This window comes from Streptomyces sp. E2N166, from assembly GCF_003671715.1.
GTDB lineage: Bacteria > Actinomycetota > Actinomycetes > Streptomycetales > Streptomycetaceae > Streptomyces > Streptomyces thinghirensis.
Genome location: NZ_RAIF01000020.1, coordinates 107,812 through 110,179, shown reverse-complemented (window position 1 = coordinate 110,179; position 2,368 = coordinate 107,812). Strand labels below are relative to the sequence as shown.

The following is a 2,368-nucleotide window of genomic DNA, read 5'->3' as shown; positions in this document are numbered from 1 at the left end:
GAGGACGGCGACCAGGCGGCGCCGGTTCACGCTGTCGCCGAGCGGGGCGAAGAAGAGCAGGCCGGCCGCGTAACCGAACTGCGCGACCGAGGCGAGCCAGGCCACCGCCGAGGGCGTGGAGCCGAAGTCGTGGGCGATGAGGGGGAGCAGCGGCGCCGCGAGGTAGATGTTGGCGGCCGTGACAGCGGTGCAGACGGCTATCAGGGGGAGGAAGAGACGGGAGGAGGCGGACGGCCTCTTCCCGAGCGCGCCGCGGACCTCGCCCTCCGGCGTGGTCCGGGTACTGGCTGCTGACGGTGACGACATGAGCGGAGCGACTCCTTCGAGCGCACACTAACAACTAACTGGTTGGTTGGAAGCAACTCCCGGAGTCTGGTCCGCGCCTCCGTGTCCTGTCAACCAAATAGTTGGTTACCGGTCCCGCCCCGCTACCCTGTGCCCATGGGAGTAAGGGACCCCGAGGCCACCAAGGCCCGGATCTTCGAGGCCGCGGTCGCCGAGTTCGCCCGCTACGGCATCGCCGGCGCCCGCATCGACCGCATCGCGGCCGAGGCCAAGGCGAACAAGCAGCTGATCTACGCCTACTACGGCAACAAGAGCGAGCTGTTCGCCTCCGTCCTCGAGAAGAAGATGCTCGACCTCGCGATCTCCGTCCCCGTCGACCCGGACGACATCGAGGGCTGGGTCGACCGCCTGCTGGACTACCACGCCGCCCACCCCGAGCTGCTCCGCCTCCTCTTCTGGGAGGGCATGGAGTACGGCACCGCCGAGCTGCCCCACGAGGCCGAACGCCAGGACCACTACGTCCGCAAGGTCGCCGCCGTACGGGACGGCCAGGCGCGCGGCGTGGTCACCGACGCCATCCCGGCGCCCGACCTGCTCTTCCTGCTGGTCGCGATGACCAACTGGGCGTCCGTCGTGCCGCAGATCAAGCGCATCCTGGTCGGTGGCGAGGACACGGACGCCGACCGCCTGCGCGCCTCGATCAAGGAGGCGGCGCGCAGGATCGTCTCCGGCCAGGTCCGCTGAGCCCGGACGGGCGTCAGTTGGTCCCGATCCGCGAGAGCAGCTCGACGATCCGGGACTGCACCTCGCCGCTCGTCGAACGCTCCGCCAGGAACAGCACCGTCTCGCCCGAGGCCAGCCGTGGCAGGTCGGCCTGGTCGACAGCGGCGGTGTAGACGACGAGCGGGGTGCGGTTGAGCTGGCCGTTCGCGCGCAGCCAGTCGATGATCCCGGCGTACCCGGCCTGCCCGCGCTGCACCTGCATCAGGTCCATCACGACCAGGTTCGGCCGGAACTGCCCCGCCAGTGTCACCGCGTCGGCGTCGCTGGCCGCCCGCGCCACCTGCATCCCGCGCCGCTCCAGCGTCGCGGTCAGCGCCAGCGCGATCTCCGCGTGCTCCTCGATCAGCAGCACGCGCGGCGGGTGCTGCTCGCTGTCCCGGGGCGCGAGCGCCTTCAGCAGTACGGCCGGGTCGGCGCCGTAGGCGGCATCGCGCGAGGCCTGTCCGAGTCCGGCCGTGACCAGCACCGGCACCTCGGCCGCCACGGCGGCCTGCCGCAGCGACTGGAGCGCCGTACGCGTGATCGGCCCGGTCAGCGGGTCCACGAACAGGGCGGCGGGGAACGCCGCGATCTGCGCGTCGACCTCCTCGCGCGAGTGCACGATCACCGGCCGGTAGCCGCGGTCGCTGAGCGCCTGCTGCGTGGAGACGTCCGGCGCGGGCCACACCAGCAGCCGGCGCGGATTGTCCAGCGGCTCCGGCGGCAGCTCGTCGTCCATCGGCTGCGGACGCGGCGGGTCCGCCACCTCCACTGCCCCGCCGGGCCCGTCCAGCGGTTCGGGCCCCTCGGCGGCGTTCTTGTCCGGAGCTCCTATCGCGTACGACCGTCCGGCGCCCTCGGTGACCGGCGCGCGCCGGGGCTGCCCGCCGACCGGCGACGGCTGCTCCTGCCCCCGCGTCCGGCCCTGGGGCTGGGGCTGGGGCTGAGCCTTCGGCTGTGCCGCGGCGGGCGGCTGTTCGGCCGGCGGATGCGGGCGCGCCGACGGTTCCGAGCGCGTGGCGGCCGGGTCGGGCGGCGTACCCAGCTTGCGGCGCCGGCCCGAGCCGCCCGGCTGATGCGGGGCGGGAGTGGCCGACGACTGCTGCACCTGGACCGCCTGCCGGTTGAACGGCACGCCCTGGCCCAGCGTCCGCACGCTGATCGACCGTCCCTGCGTCGAACCCGGGTCGACGGGCGCGGACGCCTCGGCGGGCAGGGGCTGCGCCGCGCGCGGAGCGGGAGCGTTCTCCGGCGGCAGCGGGGTCCCCCGGCTCGGTGTGGAGGCGGGGACGCCCTGCGGGGGTGTCGGGGCGGGGGGCGC

Annotated in this window: 2 protein-coding genes and 1 pseudogene; 1 reads left to right on the top strand and 2 read right to left on the bottom strand. The window is 73.6% G+C overall.

Annotated features, from left to right (window positions below; all coding sequences use genetic code 11):
* Positions 1 to 306, bottom strand: a 306-nt coding sequence (locus tag EBH09_RS17450) for an MFS transporter (protein WP_153182676.1), incomplete at its 3' end; no start/stop codon positions are given.
* A gap of 135 nt (positions 307 to 441) precedes the next feature.
* On the opposite strand from EBH09_RS17450, the gene EBH09_RS17445 reads away from it, so the two are divergent.
* A complete protein-coding gene (locus EBH09_RS17445) occupies positions 442 to 1,029 on the top strand; it encodes a TetR family transcriptional regulator (RefSeq protein WP_121747921.1) in 588 nt (195 codons plus the stop codon).
* Positions 1,030 to 1,042: 13 nt separating this feature from the next.
* On the opposite strand, the pseudogene EBH09_RS17440 reads toward EBH09_RS17445, so the two are convergent.
* Positions 1,043 to 2,368, bottom strand: a pseudogene (locus EBH09_RS17440) (response regulator); the annotation flags it as partial.

Excerpts from the sequence above, each read along its gene's own strand:
- EBH09_RS17445 (WP_121747921.1), top strand. The coding sequence starts at position 442 with ATGGGAGTAAGGGACCCCGAGGCCACCAAGGCCCGGATCTTCGAGGCC.